Genomic DNA, 21,216 nt, shown 5'->3' with positions numbered 1-21,216 from the left:
AGGCTCGCGATCACCCACATCACATGGAGAAATGGCGAACCGGCCGTCAACATCCCACCGATAATTAAGTCAGCGGTTCCGATGGAACAAGCCAAGCCGATCTGAAATGCAGTTTTCCTAGTAGCTTTGGGGCTCTCTCTCGAAATCAATATTGGGAAACCGGCGCCCAACACTGCGCCGGGAATCCGGAAGACTTCGGCCAGCAACATTACACTCATGCAAGCGAGCACGATTCTTGCCACCAGGGCGGGCCTGCCTGGGTACCAAGCAAGTTCGGTGCGCAGCATTTCGAAGAGATTCCGAACTGACGACCTGGCCCCTCCGTATGTCGTCATGGCTAACCTCAGCGATCTCGGTGGTGAGGTCGCATCACGACAACTGCGACCTGACCTACGCGAAGTATCGCCGGAGGCGGGTCAATGATCTTGATACGCACCGGATATCGTGATGCCAGACGCACCCAATTGAGCGTGCGCTGTGCATCCGGCAATCCCTCCGAAAGTTTGCCGACTACATCTGGATCGGGGGTGACGCCAAAGCTGGCGCTCTCGACAACACCGTGATATCTCCTGGTTGAATCGGACATGAGGAAGACGTCAACGGGCGTTCCGGGACCAGTGTGTGAGATCTGCGTTTCTCTGAAATTTGCGAGTACCCACCAGGTCCTATTGTCGATAAGGATGAACAGTTGCTTACCCACCTTTACGTACTGCCCCTCTGACGTGGTGAGGTTGGTAACGCGGGCATCGAATGGTGCAAGGACGCTGCATTGCTCATAGTTGTATCGAGCCAGTCGAACCGCCGCAGCCCTTTGTTCGCGCTGTGCGAGCAAAGGTGCCAGAACAAGAACCGAATGTGACGATTCCTGGACTTGGGCTCGGCTCTGTGAAATCTGTGCAACGGCTTGCTGCTTTTGGGCAGAAGCTGCCAGCAAACTCGCTTTTGCAAGCTGCAATTGAGACTTGGCCTGGTCCACTGCCGCCATCTTCGCGTCGGCTGTCGTACGAGCTTTATGAACGTCATCTTCGGTTACGAAGCCCTTGGCAAGGAGCGGCTCGACACGATGAAAGTTGCCTGTTGCGTAACTTTCGTCTGCCTGCGCTTGCTTGAGGGCGGCTTCCGATCGTGCAATCGCAGCTTCCGCAATCTCGATTTCGTCGGCCGCCCTGGTTTCGTTCGCCAGAGCGCTCTGCTCGCCGGCGTTGGCAACATCAACGACGTTCCTTTGAGAAGAGATACGGCGGGATTCGTTTTCAATCTCGCCTTCGAGCTCAGCCTGAGCAGCGATTGCATTCTGTAAAGCATAGAGATAGGGTCGATCGTCAATCTTGTAGAGCAAGTCACCTTTTTTACGAAGTCGTTATCGTGAATAGGTAGTTGCACGACGGGGCCTTCGACTACGGGCGCTATACCAATGAAGTTCGCGGTGACTTCAGCGTCATCAGTGCGCGGATACAGTACCACCTCCCAAAGTACCAACCCTGCAGAGATAAGTGCGCCGACGACGATGCAGGCGCTGATGATCGATCCTTTGCTTCGCAACGTTTGTGAAATTGAAGTTTGCAAGACAGTTTCCTCACTACTTGAAGAAGATCAACCACAGGGTGCAACTGAAGAGACAGACAAGCGCGGAGTAGACGATTGGTAGAGGCCAAAGCTGATCCGCAAGATTCTTCGTTGCGACAAACAGGTGAGCCAAAAACGTCAACCCAATCGAGATTCCCAGACATACCAGCCATGAAGGAAAATACGATCCCAAGATGTTGAACGTTGGGGGGCCGGCGCACCCTGAGGTCGTCAACAGAAGCAGGCTCGTCACAAGGCCCATCCGAACTCGATGGATGCGTGGGGAACGCTTGAATGGCATGCGATTAGAGCTCACGGGTGGTTGCCTCTCGGATGATTTGCCAATAGGTCTCCAGTTCCGAATTGAAGATCGGTGAAGGTCTGAAGTACCTGAGTGCGGGCTATAACGTCGATAGAACGGGCTTGCGCCAAAGCATCTTCCGCAGCCAGTACATCCAGAAAGTTGCGGACGCCATCTTTATACGACTCCAGCGCCGCTGCGTACGACTCGGACGAAGCACTTAGTAAGGCTGCGGCAGCCTGCTTTTGCTCCAGCGCTGTCGCCGCATTTGCATAATCGTTCCAGACCTCATTGACAATCTCGTCCTGGCGGTCGTGAACCTCCTGCGTTGCTACTTTCTCTTCCGCATTTGCCTGGCTGATGCTGCTTTCGCGACGGAATCCGTCGAAGACCGTCCATTTCAAGCCGAGTATGGCAGCGTAGTTACGAGTGCTTGCGTAGGTGCCAGGGAAACCGTACTGCTCCCCAAAGCCGCGGATCCAACCCTTCGAGCCGCTGAATGTCAGCGATGGGTAGTAGGCGGTCTGAGCATGTTTTACTTCAGCCTGCGCCGCACGCACACGGGCCTGGTCGGCCTGCAGGTCGGGGCGATCTTTGAACGCCGTGTGTATGGCATCCTCGACTGATTGATCCAGCGCGTCCGGAATTTTAAGTTGATCGAGTGGTTCAACTTTCAGAGGCTTCACCGGATTTGCGGTGATAGCCCTGGCGAGATCTCCTATACCGACTTGTTCGGCTCCGATCGTACTCTGCACGTCATAGGCTGCTTTTGCAGTGGCAGCCTTAGCCTCGAGGACTTCCGGGACGGTAGCAAGCCCGTTCTTACGCCGTTCCTGCGCGGCAGTCTCGGTAGTTTTGGCGTCGTTGAGTGAGACCTCAGCAGCTTCGCGTAGTCCTCTTGCTCTGAGCAGGCTGAAGTACGCCTGGCTAACCTGCCGGATAAGAATCAGATGTTCCTTGTTGAAGGATAGGTTTGCGACGACGAGGCGCGCTTTTGCAGCGGTAATCTCAGTGCTTCGCGCACCGAAGTCCACCAGTGTGTAAGCCAAATGCAGCTCCGCATCGAAGATGGCCCAGTCCTGCAGGACAAAGGTCGGACCGAAGAGTTGTGGATTGAGATAGGTTGTTCCGGAGACCGTTGCAAAGAGTGTCGGATACAGGTCGCTTTTCGCGATTCCGACGGATGCCGCAGATGACTTAGCCCGATTCCAGGCTGCTTGCGTCGTGGGGTTATTCGATTCCGCAATGTCAATCAGCTCGCCCAAGCTGTAGACGTGTTCGGTATCTATCGACGCCTCGTATGCGATTTGAAAAGGCCAAAAGCTGAAGTGTTTAGCAGATTGGGCCGCAGACCTGTAAGACGGAGGAAGACCAAGCGCAGTTTTACCTGAAATTGAGAACCAGTTTTACCTGAATGGACGGCAACGGGATCTGCAGACATCACAAAGTTTTCTTAGAAGAAATGCTAAAGAATTCTTAGAACGAACGGCTCTCGTATCTTCAAGTTCATGAACACCATGCCGTCTTTATGTCATTGATTTCAAGAATCGATGCTTCACAAAAAGCCATCTTTTACTTGAAATCTTTTCAAGTAAAGTGTGAATTGAGTGGCCGTTTCAAGTAAATCATTGTTCCAGCGGCCAATCGGCAGTGTAGTCATTTTGCCAAAGGATTGCCAAATCTAGCGGTCTGCGGCATGGCGATTCCGGTTGGGGGAAGTCGGTAGGGTACGGTTTGCCCGTTATTCGGGAGCAAACCTCTTGCAATCATCTGTACGAGATGCCGACTATACAGACACGTGCTCGCGCTCCATTGTAGGTAAGCGCTTTTGGCGATTTCGCATCAATTGAGACGACAGCTACGAAGCTTCTCCTTTTGCCAGCTAGAAGGACCGCGAGTATCCCCGATGGCAACCATTCTCGCGAAGCCATCGACCTTCAAAGGGCACTGTCGCAACTGACGGACCGCCGGGAATAAGCAGCGCTCAAGGCACTGATTCCGAAGAGAATCCGCGTTGTCGCTTGCTTCTCTGGTTCTCATAAGCGTCGAAGAGTATCTACACTTCCGCTGGTGCGGCCATCTATGAGCGGTCATTTTTTGCCGATAGGATGTAACCTTTTCCAAGCTACCGAATCAAAGTTGGTGAAGTCGTCTATACTCGAGTCCGAATGAAGCTCATTTACCAAATCGTAGCTGCAACCGTTCTCCTGCTCTTCTTGGGGGTATCGGGGGCGGACTGTTTGGTCCCAAATGCGCAGATGAGCGATGCGGAGAAGACTTGCTGCCAGCAGATGGCAGGGCAATGCGATATGAGCATGGCGGCCAAGCATCCTTGCTGCCAAAAAATCACGCAACGGCATGATGATGCAGATCTGAACGATCTATCGCACTTTGCTGCTCCGCCGATGTCTTCGCAGGTAGCAATGCTCGGGTCAGGCCTTTGTCTTGACGCAGCCGTGTCGTTGTGGGTTCTTCCTGATTTACTGGAGCAGCCACCGCCTGATCCTCCAGTACCTTCCGTTGAAATCCTAAGAATCTGATCTGGCTCTCGTTGCTTGCGAAGGCGTGTAACTGCGTCTTCGTGTCGCCGGCCTGTGCCTGGTGCGGAAAGATACGAGAGCTATGCCTTTTTCAGTTAGCATTCCTTGCTTGCTGTGAACACTCCTGACTCAGGGGAGTGACAGGCCGACTCTCTCTACTCCCCTCGCTTGGCAAAGGACCGCAAGTTCCATCAACGGCGCTGAGCGAGAGGCTTGCCATGATTGATCGTCTTATCGAATTTTCTCTAAAAAACAAGTTCATTATCGTCATGCTCTGGATCGGTATTGCGGGCTGGGGTTTGTGGGCGATGCTACATGCTCCAATCGACGCTATTCCGGATCTCAGTGACAACCAGGTGATTGTGTTCACCGATTGGCAGGGCCGCAGCCCGCAGGAGGTTGAGGACCAGATCACCTATCCCCTCACTACCAATCTGCAGGGCCTGCCGGGCGTGAAGGTCGTGCGCTCCTCATCAGCCTTCGGCTTTTCGATGATCTTTGTCATCTTCAACGATGACGTCGATCTCTATTTCGCACGCACGCGTGTTCTTGAGCGGCTAAACCTCGTCGCCAAGGAGTTGCCTGCGGGAGTTGTTCCAACACTCGGACCTGACGCGACCGGCGTGGGTCATGTCTTTTGGTACACGGTAGAGGGCGGTGGCAAGAGCCTACGAGACCTTCGCTCGCTACAGGACTGGTACGTCCGCTACCAACTTAACTCAGTGCCCGGTGTTGCCGAGGTCGCAAGCGTCGGCGGGACGGTGCAGCAGTACCAGATCGATGTCGATCCCAATCGTCTGCGCTCGTATGGCATTCCTCTCAGCACAGTCATGCGTGCCGTGATGACGAGCAACTCAAACGTGGGTGGCAATGTCATCTCCGAGAATGGATCGTGGTCCATCGTGCGCGGGCTTGGTCTGATCGAGAACCTCGATGATATTCGCAACATCGTGGTCGGCTCGCATAACGGCACACCGGTATTCGTGAAGGACTTGGGTAACGTCAAGATTGGCGACGCATTCCGTACGGCGGCGTTAGTGAAGAACAGCTCCGAGGCGGTTGGTGGTGTCATCGTGGCACGAACGGGCGAGAACACAAAGGACGTCATCGACCGTGTGAAGCAAAAGATCAAGGAGATCGAGCCGGGCCTGCCTCCCGATGTTCACATTGTTCCCTTCTACGATCGTTCGCAGTTGATCGAGGCCACTGTCGATACACTCCGTCACGCGTTGATCGAAGAGATCATCCTTGTCACACTCGCGCATGTCATCTTCCTGATGCACTTCCGCAGCATCCTGGTCGTCACCGTACCGTTGCCGCTTGCAGTGCTCTGCTCCTTCCTGCTGATGCATTACGCGCACGTGACCTCCAATGTGATGTCGCTTGCGGGCATTGCCATCGCCATTGGAGTGCTGGTGGATGCGGGCATTGTCGTCACCGAAAATGCGTTCCGACATTTGGAGGGTGTCGATACGAACGACCGAGGACTCGTCTTTGAGACAGTCATGAAAGCCACAAAGCTGGTTGGCCGCCCAACGTTCTTCTCGATGGCGATCATTATCCTCGCTTTTGTCCCGGTGTTCGCGCTGACTGGGCAGGAAGGAAAGCTTTTCCACCCGCTCGCATTCGCTAAGACCTTTGCGATGGTGAGCGCGACCGCGATTGCGCTAACGCTGGTGCCCATTCTTTGCATACTCCTGCTCCGCGGCAAGTTTCACTCGGAGGACCGGAACCCGGTAATGCGCTTCCTGCAGAGACTTTATCGCCCAGCGTTATCGTGGGCGCTCGATCATCGCGCCATTACGCTCGGGATTGCAGTTGTCTTTCTCGTGGGTGCTGTAGTTCTCGCTTCCGGCATAGGCAATGAGTTCATGCCACCACTCAACGAGGGCGACATCATGTTCATGCCCATTGCAGATGCGAGCATCTCGCTCGCGCAGAACATCGATTATGCAAAACGGCAGGACAAAGTGCTGGAGAGCTTTCCTGAAGTGGCCTATGTCGCAGCCAAGATAGCGCGCGCGGAGACATCGACCGATCCGGCTGGTCTGAACATGACGGAGACGATTGTGCATCTCAAGCCACGCGATCAATGGCGACCGGGAATGACGCTTCCGAAGCTCAAGAGCGAAATGGACCGTGCCGTCTCTCTACCCGGTGTTGCCAACGTCTGGACGCAGCCGATCATCAACCGAATCGACATGCTGACCACGGGTATCCGTTCGGAGATTGGTATCAAGCTCTTTGGCGCCGATCTGACACAACTCGAAGCGAAGGCCCATGAAATTGCCGACGTTGTGAGGACGGTCAAAGGAGCAAGCGATATCTACCCGGAGCAGGTCACGGGTGGCCTGTACCTGGACATCAAGCCGAACCGCGAGGCGGCCGCACGCTATGGCATTGACGTTGGCGAGATCCAGAACGTCATCGAGACAGCCATCGGTGAAAATAATCTGACTACCACCATTGAAGGGCGGCAACGCTTCCCGGTGCGGGTACGCTACGCACCCGACTTCCGCCACGATCCGAGTGATATCGCTAATGTGTTTGTAACAGGTGCGAATGGAGCACAGATTCCACTGGGGCAAGTCGCGGATATCCATCAAGTGGCCGGTCCGGCACAGATTAACAGCGAGAACGGCCTGCTGGAGGTTTCCGTTCTGATGAATGCGCGTGGGCGGGATGCCGGTAGTGTGATCGCCGATGCAGACAAGGCCATCCGTGCAAAAGTGAAGATGCCTGCCGGCTACTACTACAACTGGAGTGGGCAATTTGAAAACGAGGTCCGGGCGAAGAAGCGGCTACAGCTTGTCGTACCGATCGCCATCGGTATCATCTATATCCTGCTCTATCTGACCTACCGCTCTTTCCTCGAAGCGGCGCACGTCTTGCTTGCGGTACCGTTTGCTCTTACCGGAGGTCTCTACCTGCTCTGGTTGCTGCACTATAACTTCTCGGTTGCCGTTTGGGTCGGGTTCATCGCGCTCTTCGGTACGGCAGTGCAGACAACAGTGGTGATGGTGATCTACCTCGAAGAGGCAGTGGAAAGAGCAAAACTCAAGTATGGCGTGCTTACCGTCGCGCATCTGCGCGAAGCAGTAATGGAAGGGGCACTCCTCCGCCTCCGCCCCAAACTCATGACAGTATCGACGATCGTTGCTGGTTTGCTCCCAATCTTCTGGAGCACTCGTGTCGGCTCTGAGGTGATCCGTCCGCTGGCGACCCCTGTTCTTGGTGGCATGGTCAGCTCCCTTGCCCATGTACTGATAGTCACGCCGGTCATCTTTCTGTGGCTGCGGGAACGAGAACTTCGCCGCGGCCAACCGCAAGCTGAAGTGTTACAGCCTGCGCCAGCCACACCAGCACTTCCAACCACACTCTAAGGAGAGCGTTTATGAAAAGTCTCTATGCAATCTTGTTGGCCTTCATCTTTGTTCTGGCTGGATGCAACAGCGACAAAGTCGATCTTTCCTCGCTCAAACCAGCCGCGACAAAAACCGTAGGTAAGCTCACCATCGTGCTCCTGAACAAGAGCGGTGAGTTGATGCAAGGACAAAATGAATTCGTCATCCAGTTCAGGGATGACCAGGGGCAGCCTGCCGATGTCGGTGATGTGCAACTGGGCTCCAATATGTCCATGCCAGGCATGAGCCCGATGTCGGGTGACGCCGAGCTTACGCCTACCGGCCAAACAGGGGTCTATAAAGTGACCTCGAACTTTGCAATGAGCGGGGCATGGCACTTCACTGTCTCCTGGAGCGGCCCCTACGGTCATGGCCACACATCGTTCAACAACAGCGTGAGGTAAGGAACATGAAACGGATGCTATTCACTTATCGATTGTGGTTGCTGATGTCCTTTCTATTGTGGGGTTCTCTGTCACTATATGGACAGACCGTCCAGCCTCCAGACATTCCGTCTCGCTCCGCGAGTGATTTTCTCGATCTCAGGCAGGGAGTTACAGAGAATGAACTCGTAACGAGGGCTCTGTCCTCCAATCCCACATTGCTGGCGCAACGTCAGCAGATCGCTATGGCGAAAGGGGGCGTTACGCAGGCTCGCCTCCGGAAGAATCCAACGCTTGCGCTTGGTGGACTCAAAGAAGTGAATGGAGGCGACAACAGCTTCAACGTCGGTGGCATGTTGCCGCTGGAACTATACGGACGCCGTGCCCGGCGCACGGAAGTCGCCCAGAATAAGGAGGACGCCACGGAACAGAGCGTGGCCGATCACGAACGCCTGCTGACGGGAGAAGTGCGAACTCGTTTTGGAGACGCACTTGCCTCGATTCGTAATCTCATGTTCGTCGAGCAGCTTCTTCGGGTGAACCGGGACTTTCTGAAGCTGATGGATGATCGCGTGCGTGAGGGAGCCACACCGACGCTCGATGCGGCCGAAACTCGGGTCGAAGTCAACCGCATCGAAACTATGCGCATTGACTATCAGGCGAAGGCAGAGATTGCGCTACTTGCTCTCAAGGAAGCTGTGGGCATAGACCCGGAGGAGTCCATTCGGCTAAAAGGGGCGCTTGAACTCGCCCCTCTCGCCTATGACCAGAAGCAGCTTTTGCAATTGGCGATGGATCATCGACCCGACTTGGCGGTTCAGCGTGCGAACGAAGCTTTGGCTGACGCGGAGCTTCGTTTAGATAAAGCAACGGCGAAACCCGACGCCAGCGTATTCGGTGGTTATCAACGTCCGGACAGCGGTTTTTCGCAGCAAGGATTCGATGCCGCGGGGAACCTCACTCCGATACGTCAGACGTTCAACTACGCTACTTTTGGACTCAACATTGATCTGCCGCTCTTCAATCGAAATCAAGGCGCTGTCGTATCGGACACGGCGGCTATCCATGCGGCAAACAGTCAAACCGCGGCGGTCAACCTGAGTCTTCGGCATGAGGTCTCACAAAATCTCATTCGGCTCAATGGTGCTCAGACACGGGTGAGGGTCTACGGGAGTGGTGTGCGCGACCAGGCGGCCCACAATCTGGATATCGTTCGCCAGACCTACAGTTACGGTCGCACTACCTTACTCGATGTCATCGCAGAACAGCGCCGTTACATCGATATCGAAACCGGATATACGGAGATCTTGCTCGACGCGTATGCGGCCCGCATTGCTCTCGAACAAGCAGTAGGAACCAACCTGCCATGAAAGGTGAAGCCATGCAAAATATAGATAAGACGGACACGACCGCTGCACCGCGTCGTCGCACGATGTGGATCGGTCTCGGTGCAGTCGTAGCCCTTGCTGCTTCAATCGGGCTCTGGCTCGGACTACGGAATTCCAGCCGGCCTAATCCTCGTCAACACTCTCCGATGGCAAGCATGGCCGACATGCCATCTCCTGCGAGCAATGACTCCGCAGAATCAACCGCGCCAGACGCAGCCTTGCAGGTCGATCTTGGTCCAGATGATCTGAAGAAGGCCCAGATTCAAACCGTCCACGTAGATATGCGAGAGACTGCCAGCACACTGCGTGTTCCGGGAGTCGTCAACCCGGATGAGTACAAAGAGGTGCATGTCACACCTCTGGTCGGCGGCGTCATCCGACAGGTTCCTGTGGTGCTCGGCGACCATGTCCGGCGCGGCCAGCCGATGGCAGTAGTCTTCAGCAGCGACCTCGCGGACGCCGAGACGGGATATCTGGCCATGCTGGCGGAGTTGGGCGCAGATCACAAGAAGCTGGAGAGAACAGAGAACCTCCTTAAACTTGGCGCAGCGAGTCAGCAGGAGGAGGAAGAGGTGGCGGCAAGTCACGAGGCGCACGAGGCCCATGTGCGTGCCTCGCTGGAAAAACTCAGATTGCTCGGCGCGGATGACCGTCAGATAGCCGCACTAAAGCAAGCCGAACAGATTGATGCAAACTTGTCCGTGCCAGCGCCCATCAATGGAATCGTACTGACACGCACTGCGAATCCTGGCTTGGTTACAAATATGGCGCAGGAACTGTTTACGGTGGCCGACTTGTCGACGGTATGGGTCATGGCAAGCATCAACGAGAAAGACTTCTCAACTATTCATGTCGGAACAACCGCTGTAGTGACAGCTCAGGCTTATCCGGGTCGCGTTTGGAAGGGCCACGTCGTCTACATCCAACCCCAGGTGGACCCTGCCACTCGCACGGCACAGGCCCGCATCGAGGTGGCAAATCCCGACGAAAGTCTGCGGCTCGATATGTACATGGATGTCGAATTTATGTCTGCAAGCGGCAAAGGTCTCGCCGTTCCAGAATCGGCCATTCAGGCGATCGGCGAGAAACAGTATGTCTTCCTTCCGGTTAAGGATAGTGACGGTAGCTTCGCCGTGCGTCAGGTAAAACTTGGTTCCGTCTCAAATGGGTTTTACCCAGTTCTGGACGGGCTGAAGCTCAATGACGAGGTCGTCAGGGAAGGCAGTTTCATCCTGAAGGCCGAAGCGATACGCCAGCATCCCGAATTGTAGGGAGGGTGAGGTTATGAACGAGCTCAACAACATCCAGCCAAACAATACATCAAGTTCGCCGTCAGAAAAATCAGCCCCACTTGGGGAGCATCAGCCCGTCGAGACTGATGCTCTTGCTCTGAGTGCGCAGGGGCGGGAATCGAACGATGACACCGAACCGGTGTCCACTGCTGGAAATCGGGCGAAGATCAGGGTTGAGTACAAGCATTCGCTCGCTACTCGGTGGATGCACTGGATCAACTTTCCTTTGCTGTTCGTGATGATCTATTCAGACATTCTCATCTATTGGGCCGACTCTCAGCACGAAGGACTTAACGCGCACCACGTCTATCGCGTCGGAATCGGAGACTGGACGCTATTCCGGTTCTTTCCCCGATGGTTTTATAACGACTTTCATCTCAAATATCAGCTCGCACAAGGGCTTGCCTACCACTTCTTCTTCATGTGGTTCTTTGCTCTCAATGGGATTGTTTATGTTCTCTATACCCTCTTCTCAGGAGAGTGGAGGTACCTGATTCCAACCCGACATTCCTTCGTCGGAGCGCTTCACGTCGTGATGCACGATCTGGGTCTGAGCACGAGACCCTTACCACAGCAGAAGTTCAATGATGCGCAACGGGTCGCCTATACCGGAGTCGTTCTGATGGGCATAGGGTCTATGCTGACCGGACTCGCCATCTACAAGCCAACCCAGCTTCACATCATTACGACTCTGCTAGGTGGCTATGAGATGGCGCGGTGGTTTCACTTCCGGCTCACGCTCTTTTATGTCGCATTTTTTATAGTGCATGTTGTACAAGTCATTCGTGCAGGATGGAATGGCTTCCGCGCGATGCTTATTGGATATCAGATTATGCCCATTGAACTGGTTAAACAGCAGGAGGTCTCCAATGGACAAGACGCCCCTGGACGTTGAAGCTGATGAAATCCGCCGCCGTACTCGTCGTAGTCTCCTGGCCGCTGGAGCAGCAGCCGCTATAAGCGGGGGCCTCTGGAAATGGCTCAATAATTGGTCCCAGATAGACAGTCTCAATGCACCTTTCAGAAAAGCCTTGGACTTCAACGCCGCAGTTGCACGAGGGCTCTTCCGAGAAGAAGTGCGTGCCCCGGAGTATGCGTGGTCGAAGGCAGTGCGCTCCTTTCGATTCGGTAATCCCGGCTTCAACTTTGCAATGCCGCTGCAAGCGATCCGTCTCACCCGACGCGCGGATGCGTTCACGACGGACTACACCCCGTTCGCCCTGATCAAGCAACTTCTGGAAAGGGATGGAGAGTTTAACGAGTGGCAGGACGAGATGTCCATGTCCTTCGGCGGCTTCGGGCTTAACTACGCCGCTGTCGGACCGGTTCGGGAGAGCGCTCTGGATTATCTAGACTTCGCGCTCGAAGGAGATGGCCGGTCTGCAATGCTGGCCGTCGCTATCTTGGGAGGCCTGCTTCACAACTATCTGAATCGGATGGGCCGGGCATCGACAGACCAAGAGAAGGAATGGCAGAGTAATGAACGTATGCGCTGTCTCGAGACGCTGCGCCAACGCTATGACCGACCTGCAAGCCCTCAACTGAGAGCGATTATTTATGACGCCCTTCGATCCGCGACCGCAATCAACTGCCCTGAGCCGGTTCGTGAAGGGGCGAAGAAGCCCTTGCCCACATCGCTGTGGACGATGAAGTGGCCGTCATCGACGCGATCCGTACCGCCGACCACGAGCTTCCAATGCTCTCCACCAAGTTCGACCAGATCCGCTGGGAACAGCCAATTACAGCTTTGATGGAAAGGGGGCGCGCAAGCCTTGAGCGTCTCATCAAGTCCACGGGCAACCAAGCCCGGTTCACTATTGACCAGACGCAGGCGTGTCTCGAACTGCAGATGAAGACCGGGGGCTTCCATCGGTTTATGTTAGCTTTTGCCGACCGCCCGGACTTTCTCGCTGAGATGGCTGATCAATTGATCGCCCATTCCCAGGTTGATGAGATGATCAGCCAGCTCTCTTCGGTGATGGCAACCATCCACAGTACCGATCCTGCAGCATTTCGACTGAGAGCGCTATCGGCGCTCGAGGCGGGCGCGGTGCAGGTTATACACGCTTCCGCCAACAATCTACGAGTATTCGAGGGGGCGAATGAGCAGGACGTTGCCATAATTCAGGCCTACGGTGGCTACCCGGACCCGGTTGCGAAGCGCGGCGCAATCCATGCGATCGCGTATATGGGTAAGTTCACTGAGTTACGGCAGAGCCTGAAGGAGGCCGCACTTTCAATTCATGCAGAAGGAGATCGAGTCATCGCCTCTGATCTCGTGGATGCCTTCGGCGCCTACGGCGTCCCACTGACAAGCCTCACCCTGGACGAGGCTGCCTCTGTAACTGCAGAGTTTCTGACCGTGGACGATTGGGAGTTCGATCAGGAAGCCATTCCACGGTTCCTCGGTTCCTTCGTCCATCTCTTTCCCAATGAGACATACAACCTGCTGTTAGGCCGCATCGAGAGGGCGATCCAGGCTCGAGCTGTCGGTAAATACAGCTTTCACGTCTTTGGCCGGGACCAAATCTCCTTCGGCGGCCTGCCCGCTGACAAACGCACACAGCTAGGCAGAGACTGTATAACCAGACTTGTGAGCCAGGAATCGACCGAAGAATTTGCTGAGTTGTTCTGGATGGTCGCTGGGTACGATGATGCCGCGTTGAATCTCATCCTCGAGATCGCGCCGACTCTCAACAATCAGGGGGTCCGCAATTTAGCGGTCCTGATCGACAAGTCGATTCCTAACCTAGCTTTCACTAATCCAGGCTTCGCGAAGGATCTCATCCGGAGTTTCACTAGCGATCAGAGGCAACTGATCGTAGACGCTCTGGCCTATCAGGCAAGTCATTTCGGAACAGGCGTCTATGTCGGGCTTCCCGGCGAGTACATGGCGAACCAGCAGCAACGTTTCAGGGACGGGATGGCGGCGTTTCCGGAAGAAGCTGGCTTCGAGGATCTGGCCCGGGCGCTGAGGCGCTTTACCTAAACAGCAATCCAGGGAAAAGTCGTCATTACTCCGAGTTGAGTTTACCGCGCCATAAGTTCATCATCTGCTCTCTGCGGCTAGTTCTTCTTCCGCTCTTCGATCTCCCTGTTGGAATGATCCGTCGTTTCAACGCACCGGAGTGTGCTGCTGTGCACAACCAAAGACACACTGGAGATTCTGAAGGCCTTTATTGATGCGAACCTGACAGTAAAAATACGAAAGTTGTTCAAGCCAGACGTGAGGAACAGGTCGATGGATCTAGTGGCAGAACTGTTTTTACATAGGCGAAGAGTTGCAAGCGTCTTCAGCTTACTCGGAGAGTATGAGAACGACTTTGACGATTGGCGTCGACCACGGCGATATCTGGAGCCGTTGCCGCACGTGATCGCGCTGAATGTAACTTGTGGACGATTGATCGCAGGATACAAAGGATATAATTCTCGGGTGATAGAACAAGTTCCGGACAAAGTACTCTTCCACTACATAGCGGCGACATGGGCAGCGGCGGGACCGCTCGGCGGTGTCATCGTTGGCGCATATCTCTCTCGCTCATGGGATCGTCAAAAGTGGATGAACGATAACCGGAAGTCAGAGTTCAAGGAACTAATCGAAGCGCTCACCGATGCCGCGACTGCACTCATGTACGAACAACGGATGCGCAGTATAAGTCCTCATCGAGTCTCTTCGAAGATCCGGATGCTCGAACAAAGCATCTCCAAGCGCTCAAAGTTATCAAGACACGTATATTTATCGCGACTGATATGAAAGAAATGAATGTCTTTGATCGTTGGAGCGAGAGTATAAAGGTCATGATCGCAACGGTGGCATCCCTCACTTTGAGACCACCTGTGAGAGTCTACGAGATGAGTTTATCGAGAGGGCAACGAGTGTGCCTCGGACGTTTCTATCTGACTTCCCGCAATTTATGACGGCGATGTTTCGGCGCCAGCACTCACTGTAATTTGCTTTGAACAACCGAGGCTTCGCTGGCGCGTAAGCGAAGCGATTGATTGACATTCTTGGCTACGTTTCGAGCAGAGTAATCCTCGACCTGCGTATGTTTCTGAAAAAACTAAGACTCAATGATCACAGCCGCGATCATTGAGACGACTGCTGACATCTGAGAATGCCGTATTCTCAGATGTCAGAAACGAGCGAGTGTGTCGTAACTGTGTCGCTACCTAGAGAGCATAAAATAGCAGGGAAGTGGTTTGAAGTTCCTCAATCCATAGGATCTCCCCATGCCTCGTTCCTCCAGCTGGCGCCATCGCGTCTCGCAGATCTTGACCGCGCTGCGGACGCTCGACTGCGAGGAGTTGCAACGGGCGCAGATCGAGTCGCTCTTCGGTCTGCAGCGCCGGGCGGCGTTACGCCTTATGGCCCCCTTGGTTTCAGCAAGCCGCAATGGCAGCTGGCAGGTGGACCGGCAGCGGTTGATTCAGTGGCTGGAGGGCTTCGAACAACAGGCGACCGAAGAGGAGAAACGTCATCAACTCGTGCTGCAGGCTCTCCATGACGTGGAAGCTGAAAATCGGAGCCTGCGAGAAGAGCTCCGCAGTAAGGGAAGGCCCGATCCTGCGAGTTGGACATTGAAGCAGGAGGTCTTCGCTCGGAACATCCGCTCATTGCCCGCAGAAATCGCAATCACTCAGGGCATGGTCTCCGTAAGCTTTCCCGCGGGAGATCCCGCATGTGGCGCTCGGCTGCTGCATGAACTCTCTCTTGCTATGGTGAACGACTGGACAACTTTCTGCAGGCTAACCGGATCCGCATCGGACAAGACTGAAGAGGATGTGGTCAATCATCTACTGAATAGCCTCGAAGAGCAAAAACAGAGCAGAATTTAGACTCCAGGCACGCAAGAGTTACACTGAGTCCAACTTGGAGCGATGGAAAACGAGATCACCTTTGTAGTCGAAGAACTCGGAGGAGAGACCGCATTGGGTCGTCCGGTGCATACCGGCGAGGATATGAGCGCCGTTATACGAGAGGGGTTTCCGCGCGCTAGTTCAGGGACTTGTCAAGGCCTCCGGGCTGACCTTGCATGAGGTGGCATCGTGCCTTGACCTATCGATTCGCAGCCTTCAAAGGCGTAAGTATGAAGGCCGTCTGGCGAGGTATGAGTCAGACCGTCTATATCGCCTGGCTCGGGTGGTGGCCCTGGCGAAACATTTCATTGGCAATCAGAAGATGGCGACCGACTGGCTGAGGAGGCCGAATGTTGTGCTTGGTAGCGTTCCACCGCTACGGCTCTGGACACACAGATCGGCGCCTCGGAGATAGAGCATATTCTAGGTCGCATCGGTTATGGCGGGGTCAGCTAATCGAGGGACTGACTCGCGCGTGAGTAAACTTCCGTCGGGAGTGCCCTATGGCGACCTCAGCACAGATGTCGACGACGGAGTACTTGCACGCCACGTTCGAACCGGATGCCTTTGAAGTTGAGGCATCCCCCATCTACCTGTCGCTAGTCGAGCTGTTTCGTCAGGTGGACACGAATGAGGATTAGACGACCTTCCAGATTTTGAAGAAAAGTGGCTGACAGACTTCTCAATGCGCGACTCGCCTGTTGGCAATAGCCGAGAGCGGAACCTCTTTACCAAATGCGCGCGCAGGATCGGACGGCCCTCGGGTCGTCGAATTGACCCGAGGCCGTAGCCGATGGTAGGAAGGGGTGATGTAGGTGACCCGGGGCCTATGACTATCTGATGCTCGACCCTTGGCTCCGGGCAAGATATAGAGATTGCCGTCAACGACAACCTCGGACTGTAAACACAAACTCACAGCTGTTTTGCTAATTTGGCAACAGGCTGTTGCCAAATTAGCCCAACGCCGTTGGCTCTCGATCCTCATCGTCTTCAAGGTATCGCTCTGTGGTCTGAATCGACGAGTGCCCCAGCCGTGGAGTTCGGGTGCCGAAGAGCAACGGGGCAGAGGCTTCCGCAATGATTTACTTCTCAAAATGACAATCTTTTACTTGAACGGTCGTTAGCCGTCCGTTCAGGTAAAAACGTCTCATCACTAGACGCCGTAAATCACTGATTCGACACAATCGAGCTAGGGAACAGCAGCAGAATTACTTGATTTTATTTCAGGTAAATCTGCCATCTTGTTGGTCATTTCAGGTAATTCTGCATTCTCCGAGTACAGAAAAATGGGATACAATTCCTCCGCTGCACGGAACCAATCGGGAGGACGCATGAGCCGCTTCCGAGTATCCGAACTCGATCCGCGCCTTGTGAATCTCGAGGTCTGGCCAAGCGTCGCGGAAGATGCAATCAAAGACCCGAGGCTTCTAGAGCAATATCAAATGCGCAGGAACGCCGTGAAGCTTTTGATTTTAGGAGCATCGCGGCGGGAGATCACGGAGGCGACAGGAATTGATAGGCTTTCAATTATCCGCCTATTCAAGCGTTGCCTCCTGATACACCCTGACGGCAGAATCTACGGATTCCGCGCTCTTCTTTCGAGAACACGGATCATGCCTTACCGTCGGTCCGCGCCTGTGGCTGTGACCACGGCCACATCTAAGTCGGGTGCCTCGGGTGCATTTGGCAACCTTCTAAGCAGGTTTCCGGATATTGAAAGGGAGCTTCAAGATTATGTGCTGAAGCGAGCGCGCCGCAAGCATGGCAATCTTTCGGGAAACCGGTACGTTCATGAAAGCCGAATTCCAATCAAATCTCTTCATAAGCGTTTTATAGAAGCCTGTCGGAGGCACAACCTTGAGACGATGGGGCAATACCCATTTACGACAAAGAAATTGGCGTACGAGGCGCTTTCACAATATGTTCGTAAGCTGATGGAACAGAATTGGGACCGTGGAGCAAAGGCGCGGCTGGGTGCCGACGCCGCGAAAGTGCTCCGTACTGGCGACGGCACGGATCGGCCGGTTTTCATGCCGTTCGAGCGAGTGGAATGCGATGCTCATTTGATCGATGCAATCTTCTGCATTCTGATTCCGTCTCTCTCCGACGAGCTTATTCCCAAAATTGTTCACAGGCTATGGTGGATCATCCTGCGGGACGTGGATACCGGTGCCATTCTCGGACACCACTTAAGCATGAACGAGGAATGCACGGCGGATGATGTACTTCAGGCTGTGAGGAATTCGCTGACGAAATGGCAGCCTCGCAAATTGAGTGTGCCAACGCTGAAGTATTGGGACGGCGCAGGATTCCCTTCCAGCCATGATCCGAGACTGGTCGGAGCACGCTGGCAGGAGTTCAGCGTTGACGGCGCAATGGCGAATGTATCCCCCAGGGTGATCGCAAGAATGCAAGACGTAGTCAAAGTAAACCCAATAGTCTTGCCGCGCAGAATTCCGAACGACCGGCCGTTTGTGGAAAGGCTCTTTGGTGTTCTGGAGGAATTGGGTTTTCATCGGATGCCAAACACCACCGGAAGCAATCCTCGTGACACCCGCCGAACGAATCCAGAAGCCGCCGCTATTAAGTACTGGATCCAGGTTGAGCAACTGGCGGACGTTTGCGACGTATTGGCGGCTAACCACAACGCGAATCCACACAGTTCTCTGTACAACCGCACTCCACTCGAGTACCTGTCATACCGATGTGAGAGTGAGAACTGCTGGCCGGCTCAAGTCGATGATTCGGATCTCCCCAGGTTGCTCTCTATCACCAAAACCGTTCGAGTTCGAGGAAACATATATAAGGGTCGACGGCCATACGTCAACTTCTACAGTGCCCGATACACGAGCGCCGTACTAAGCCATGCGCCACACCTCATCGGCAAAAACCTTCAAATAACCGTTGAAGGGGATATTCGTCATATGAAAGCGTTTTATGAAAATGGAGCTGAGTTGGGCATCTTGCGTGCCGGTCCGCCTTGGCATCGAACCCCCCATACCCTCCCAATGAGAAGAGCAATCAACTCTCTATCTCATAGAAAAAGGGATGTCTTCTTGAATCAGAGCGATCCAGTAATTGCTTGGCTAGAATATCTGGAAAGCAGTGCTCTAAAGAAAAAGGCCGTGGAACCGCTGTACCTAGAAGTACGTCGCTTTTTCAGTCAATACGCGAATGAGATTCAAGCGCCGCCAACCACCATGTCGGGCCAGCAGCAGGCGGGAGCACGCCCCAGACAGACCAACACGAGACAGCCAAAGACGACGCCCAGTGTCACGGTCAACATGCGCCTTCCTGCGCCTAGAGTAGCGGCGAACGGATAGTCATTTGAGCAATGTATTTCTATCTCCCGAGAACGTGAACCATCCGATGGTGCGAAGGGCCTATGCCCTATTTACGCCTCCGATAGATGAGTTTGTTAATACTCTCGGTGAGTGGATCGAGGACCATGTGACAGGTGGCTACGGCTATGGTGTGCCACGATTGGGAAAGAGCCGAGCAGTGAAGTTTTGGGCTGGACAGATACTAGCTGAGCGGTTTCATCGCAGGCTGGCCCTCTTCAGGATGACCTATAAGCGTCACGACCGCTTCTCTGAGCGTGACTTTCTTGGTGAGCTTCTGGATTCGACGCACCATAAACATCCCGGGGCGCAGACCGGAAACAAAGGTTCGACCGCCTGGTGCGGTCGTTTGCCACGTCTGCGCTAAGCAGTGGCGGCAACCATGTGGTGCTAATTGTGGACGAAGCGCAGTATATGCATGATCCCGAGTACCAAAAATTGTGTGACATCCAAAATGCGCTCGATGAGTTGGGGATCCAGTTCACGGTGATATCCGTTGGTTCCCATGAGCTCACTTATCAACATGAAGCGTTTGTTCGGGGCGGTGATATTCACCTTATGGGGCGCTTCATGGTACGGGATGTGCAGTTTCATGGAATCCGCAGCTGCGAAGAACTGGAATTTGTATTAAACGGATACGACCGCGACTCGAAATGGCCGACCGAAAGCGGCTGCAGCTATACAAAGTTTTTCTTTCCCCGAGCTTTTGATGCCGGTTTCAGATTTGCACATTACGGCCCGACGTTATGGCGGATCTTCGAGGCGCTAGCACCGCCCAATCCGAAACGACAGCTTGAAGTTGCTATGGAGCACATAGGGAAGACTGTCGAGGGGCTATGTCGTAGATCCAGTGACAATGAGGTCAAGAGCCTCGATTTCTCACGAGGTGACCTCGAGGAAGAGGTCGCGCGTACTGCGTATCGTAAGTATATGAGAGCGGTTCGGATGCTAGCTGGGAGCGGCAGAAAGGACTAGATATGCCTCAAAACCCAGGTTCTCCGGCGCTGTATGTTGTGCCAACTGGGGATACCGCGAGTGGTGAGGGGGAAAAGCATTGGACTTGGCCTGAAAACACGGTGCGACCGTTCGAGTCGCTTTGGATACTGGTGCAACGATTCTTGTGGCTGAATGCTATAGGCGCCAGCCGCCTTAGAAATGAGATCGGCGGGTGTGACTGGTGGCGAATTGATCTCATCACGTCGGATTTCCACGACTCTAACGGAAAAATGCGCGACGCGCGGAGCCGATTGATTGGCCTTTTGGGCATGACCAAGAGACAGACTAGCCGTGCCACGGTAAGAGATAGCCTTACAGTGGAAAGATCATATTTTCGCTTTTGCCCACAATGTTTGGTTCAAGCCTATCATTCGGCCATATTTCAACTCCGGGCGCTCTCCTGCTGTCCCATACATCGGTGTAAATTCCTCGAAAGATGCGTACATTGCGGGGCACTGCTGCCGCTCGGCACTGATAACTACAAGCTTGGCTTCGCCTTCGCATGTTCCGAATGTCGGCAACTGCTTACTACGACCGATACTCTTCTTCGCCCTCCCTCCGTCGGAGACTTGTCTCCAATCAGGAAAACATGGGGAATGGTAGCGGAACTACCCCATGTGGAATGGATGAGGGGCTCTGATGACGAAGCTGCTCTTGTGAGGCTAACCTCCACAATGTTCGGCGAAGGTTTGCGGAGAGGACAGGATGTGACCATGCAGCTACATATAAGGCGCCCAAATGGAACACGGGGAGCCAAACGGCGAGGGCCGGAGGAGCGCTTGTACTTGTTGACCGCGCGCGAGGAGCGCTCCGCAAGGATATATAAGTCGTTCCGACGTCATCTAGAAAAACGGATAGCTGGAGCCAGAAGATTCGGAATAAAACTCTTGAACCGATTAGACGACACGCTCACTGAACTGCTTTGGTCCCCTCTACCATCGGGATTTTCAGCTGAGGCGCGTGCTTTTGGCCTGCTCCGTTACATCGTGGAGTGTCGTGGTTTTGAGGGTATTCGCTCAGTCCACGCCCGCCGCTCCACTTGGACGAATCCTGCAACACAGCGCAAATGCCTCCCGAACGCTGCGGTTATTCCGAAACCCAGGTGGCCCGGAGAGTTCCATTGCACGGAAGCGGACCGGCAATGGATC

At 54.3% G+C, this 21,216-nt stretch carries 16 protein-coding genes and 1 pseudogene; 14 read left to right on the top strand and 3 right to left on the bottom strand.

The features are described from left to right. Nucleotides 1–343 precede the first annotated feature (343 nt). Nucleotides 344–1,339: an HlyD family efflux transporter periplasmic adaptor subunit gene (locus tag RBB80_RS21670; protein WP_433964448.1), complete on the bottom strand. Its 996-nt coding sequence runs from the start codon at nt 1,337–1,339 to the stop codon at nt 344–346. Nucleotides 1,340–1,414: 75 nt separating this feature from the next. Here RBB80_RS21670 and RBB80_RS21665 point away from each other — a divergent pair, with 75 nt between their 5' ends. Continuing rightward, nucleotides 1,415–1,648 carry a hypothetical protein gene (locus tag RBB80_RS21665; RefSeq protein ID WP_433970084.1) on the top strand — a complete coding sequence of 78 codons (234 nt, stop codon included), beginning with the start codon at nt 1,415–1,417 and terminating at the stop codon, nt 1,646–1,648. Here RBB80_RS21665 and RBB80_RS21660 read toward each other — a convergent pair. Together RBB80_RS21660 and RBB80_RS21655 are read right to left on the bottom strand one after the other, a co-directional pair. Next, nucleotides 1,580–1,828 (bottom strand): YtcA family lipoprotein, encoded by a 249-nt coding sequence (locus RBB80_RS21660; protein ID WP_433964447.1) that lies wholly within the window; start codon nt 1,826–1,828, stop codon nt 1,580–1,582. The genes RBB80_RS21665 and RBB80_RS21660 overlap by 69 nt on opposite strands. 50 nt (nt 1,829–1,878) lie before the next feature. After that, complete coding sequence (locus RBB80_RS21655) at nt 1,879–3,132, bottom strand: TolC family protein (RefSeq protein WP_433964446.1); 1,254 nt, start codon at nt 3,130–3,132, stop codon at nt 1,879–1,881. 1,493 nt (nt 3,133–4,625) lie between these two features. Between RBB80_RS21655 and RBB80_RS21650 the strand changes: the two genes are divergently transcribed. The 13 genes and pseudogenes from RBB80_RS21650 to RBB80_RS21590 all read left to right on the top strand — a co-directional run bounded on the left by RBB80_RS21650 (nt 4,626) and on the right by RBB80_RS21590 (nt 20,047). Continuing rightward, on the top strand, nt 4,626–7,790 hold the full coding sequence (locus tag RBB80_RS21650; protein ID WP_433964445.1) for an efflux RND transporter permease subunit: 3,165 nt from the start codon (nt 4,626–4,628) through the stop codon (nt 7,788–7,790). Between the two features lie 11 nt (nt 7,791–7,801). After that, on the top strand, nt 7,802–8,215 hold the full coding sequence (locus RBB80_RS21645) for a FixH family protein (RefSeq protein ID WP_433964444.1): 414 nt from the start codon (nt 7,802–7,804) through the stop codon (nt 8,213–8,215). Between the two features lie 5 nt (nt 8,216–8,220). After that, the gene (locus RBB80_RS21640) at nt 8,221–9,564 is read left to right on the top strand and encodes a TolC family protein (protein ID WP_433964443.1); all 1,344 of its coding nucleotides are present in this window, start codon (nt 8,221–8,223) and stop codon (nt 9,562–9,564) included. 11 nt (nt 9,565–9,575) lie between these two features. Continuing rightward, nucleotides 9,576–10,853 (top strand): efflux RND transporter periplasmic adaptor subunit, encoded by a 1,278-nt coding sequence (locus RBB80_RS21635; RefSeq protein WP_433964442.1) that lies wholly within the window; start codon nt 9,576–9,578, stop codon nt 10,851–10,853. Between the two features lie 13 nt (nt 10,854–10,866). Beyond that, nucleotides 10,867–11,769 carry a cytochrome b/b6 domain-containing protein gene (locus RBB80_RS21630; protein ID WP_433964441.1) on the top strand — a complete coding sequence of 301 codons (903 nt, stop codon included), beginning with the start codon at nt 10,867–10,869 and terminating at the stop codon, nt 11,767–11,769. Next, nucleotides 11,744–12,625, top strand: a complete 882-nt coding sequence (locus tag RBB80_RS21625; protein ID WP_433964440.1) for a hypothetical protein — start codon at nt 11,744–11,746, stop codon at nt 12,623–12,625. The genes RBB80_RS21630 and RBB80_RS21625 overlap by 26 nt, the downstream gene beginning before the upstream one ends. Next, the gene (locus RBB80_RS21620; RefSeq protein WP_433964439.1) at nt 12,571–13,863 is read left to right on the top strand and encodes a hypothetical protein; all 1,293 of its coding nucleotides are present in this window, start codon (nt 12,571–12,573) and stop codon (nt 13,861–13,863) included. Before RBB80_RS21625 ends, RBB80_RS21620 begins: the two co-directional genes overlap by 55 nt. A 1,241-nt stretch (nt 13,864–15,104) precedes the next feature. Beyond that, entirely contained in the window at nt 15,105–15,710 is a 606-nt protein-coding gene (locus RBB80_RS21615; protein WP_433964438.1) for a hypothetical protein, read from the top strand. Between the two features lie 172 nt (nt 15,711–15,882). Then, nucleotides 15,883–16,146 (top strand): annotated as a pseudogene (locus RBB80_RS21610) (antitoxin Xre-like helix-turn-helix domain-containing protein); the annotation flags it as partial. An 88-nt stretch (nt 16,147–16,234) separates the two neighbouring features. After that, the gene (locus RBB80_RS21605; protein WP_433964437.1) at nt 16,235–16,372 is read left to right on the top strand and encodes a hypothetical protein; all 138 of its coding nucleotides are present in this window, start codon (nt 16,235–16,237) and stop codon (nt 16,370–16,372) included. 690 nt (nt 16,373–17,062) lie between these two features. Next, nucleotides 17,063–19,054: a hypothetical protein gene (locus RBB80_RS21600; RefSeq protein WP_433964436.1), complete on the top strand. Its 1,992-nt coding sequence runs from the start codon at nt 17,063–17,065 to the stop codon at nt 19,052–19,054. A 4-nt stretch (nt 19,055–19,058) separates the two neighbouring features. Beyond that, a complete protein-coding gene (locus RBB80_RS21595) occupies nt 19,059–19,439 on the top strand; it encodes a hypothetical protein (protein ID WP_433964435.1) in 381 nt (126 codons plus the stop codon). Nucleotides 19,440–19,468: 29 nt separating this feature from the next. Further along, entirely contained in the window at nt 19,469–20,047 is a 579-nt protein-coding gene (locus tag RBB80_RS21590; RefSeq protein ID WP_433964434.1) for a hypothetical protein, read from the top strand. The last annotated feature ends 1,169 nt before the right edge of the window (nt 20,048–21,216 follow it).

Source organism: Tunturiibacter gelidiferens, from assembly GCF_051013345.1.
In the GTDB taxonomy this organism is placed as follows: domain Bacteria; phylum Acidobacteriota; class Terriglobia; order Terriglobales; family Acidobacteriaceae; genus Edaphobacter; species Edaphobacter gelidiferens_A.
Note: the sequence above shows the minus strand (reverse complement) of the source record. Positions and strands in the feature narration are given on the sequence as shown.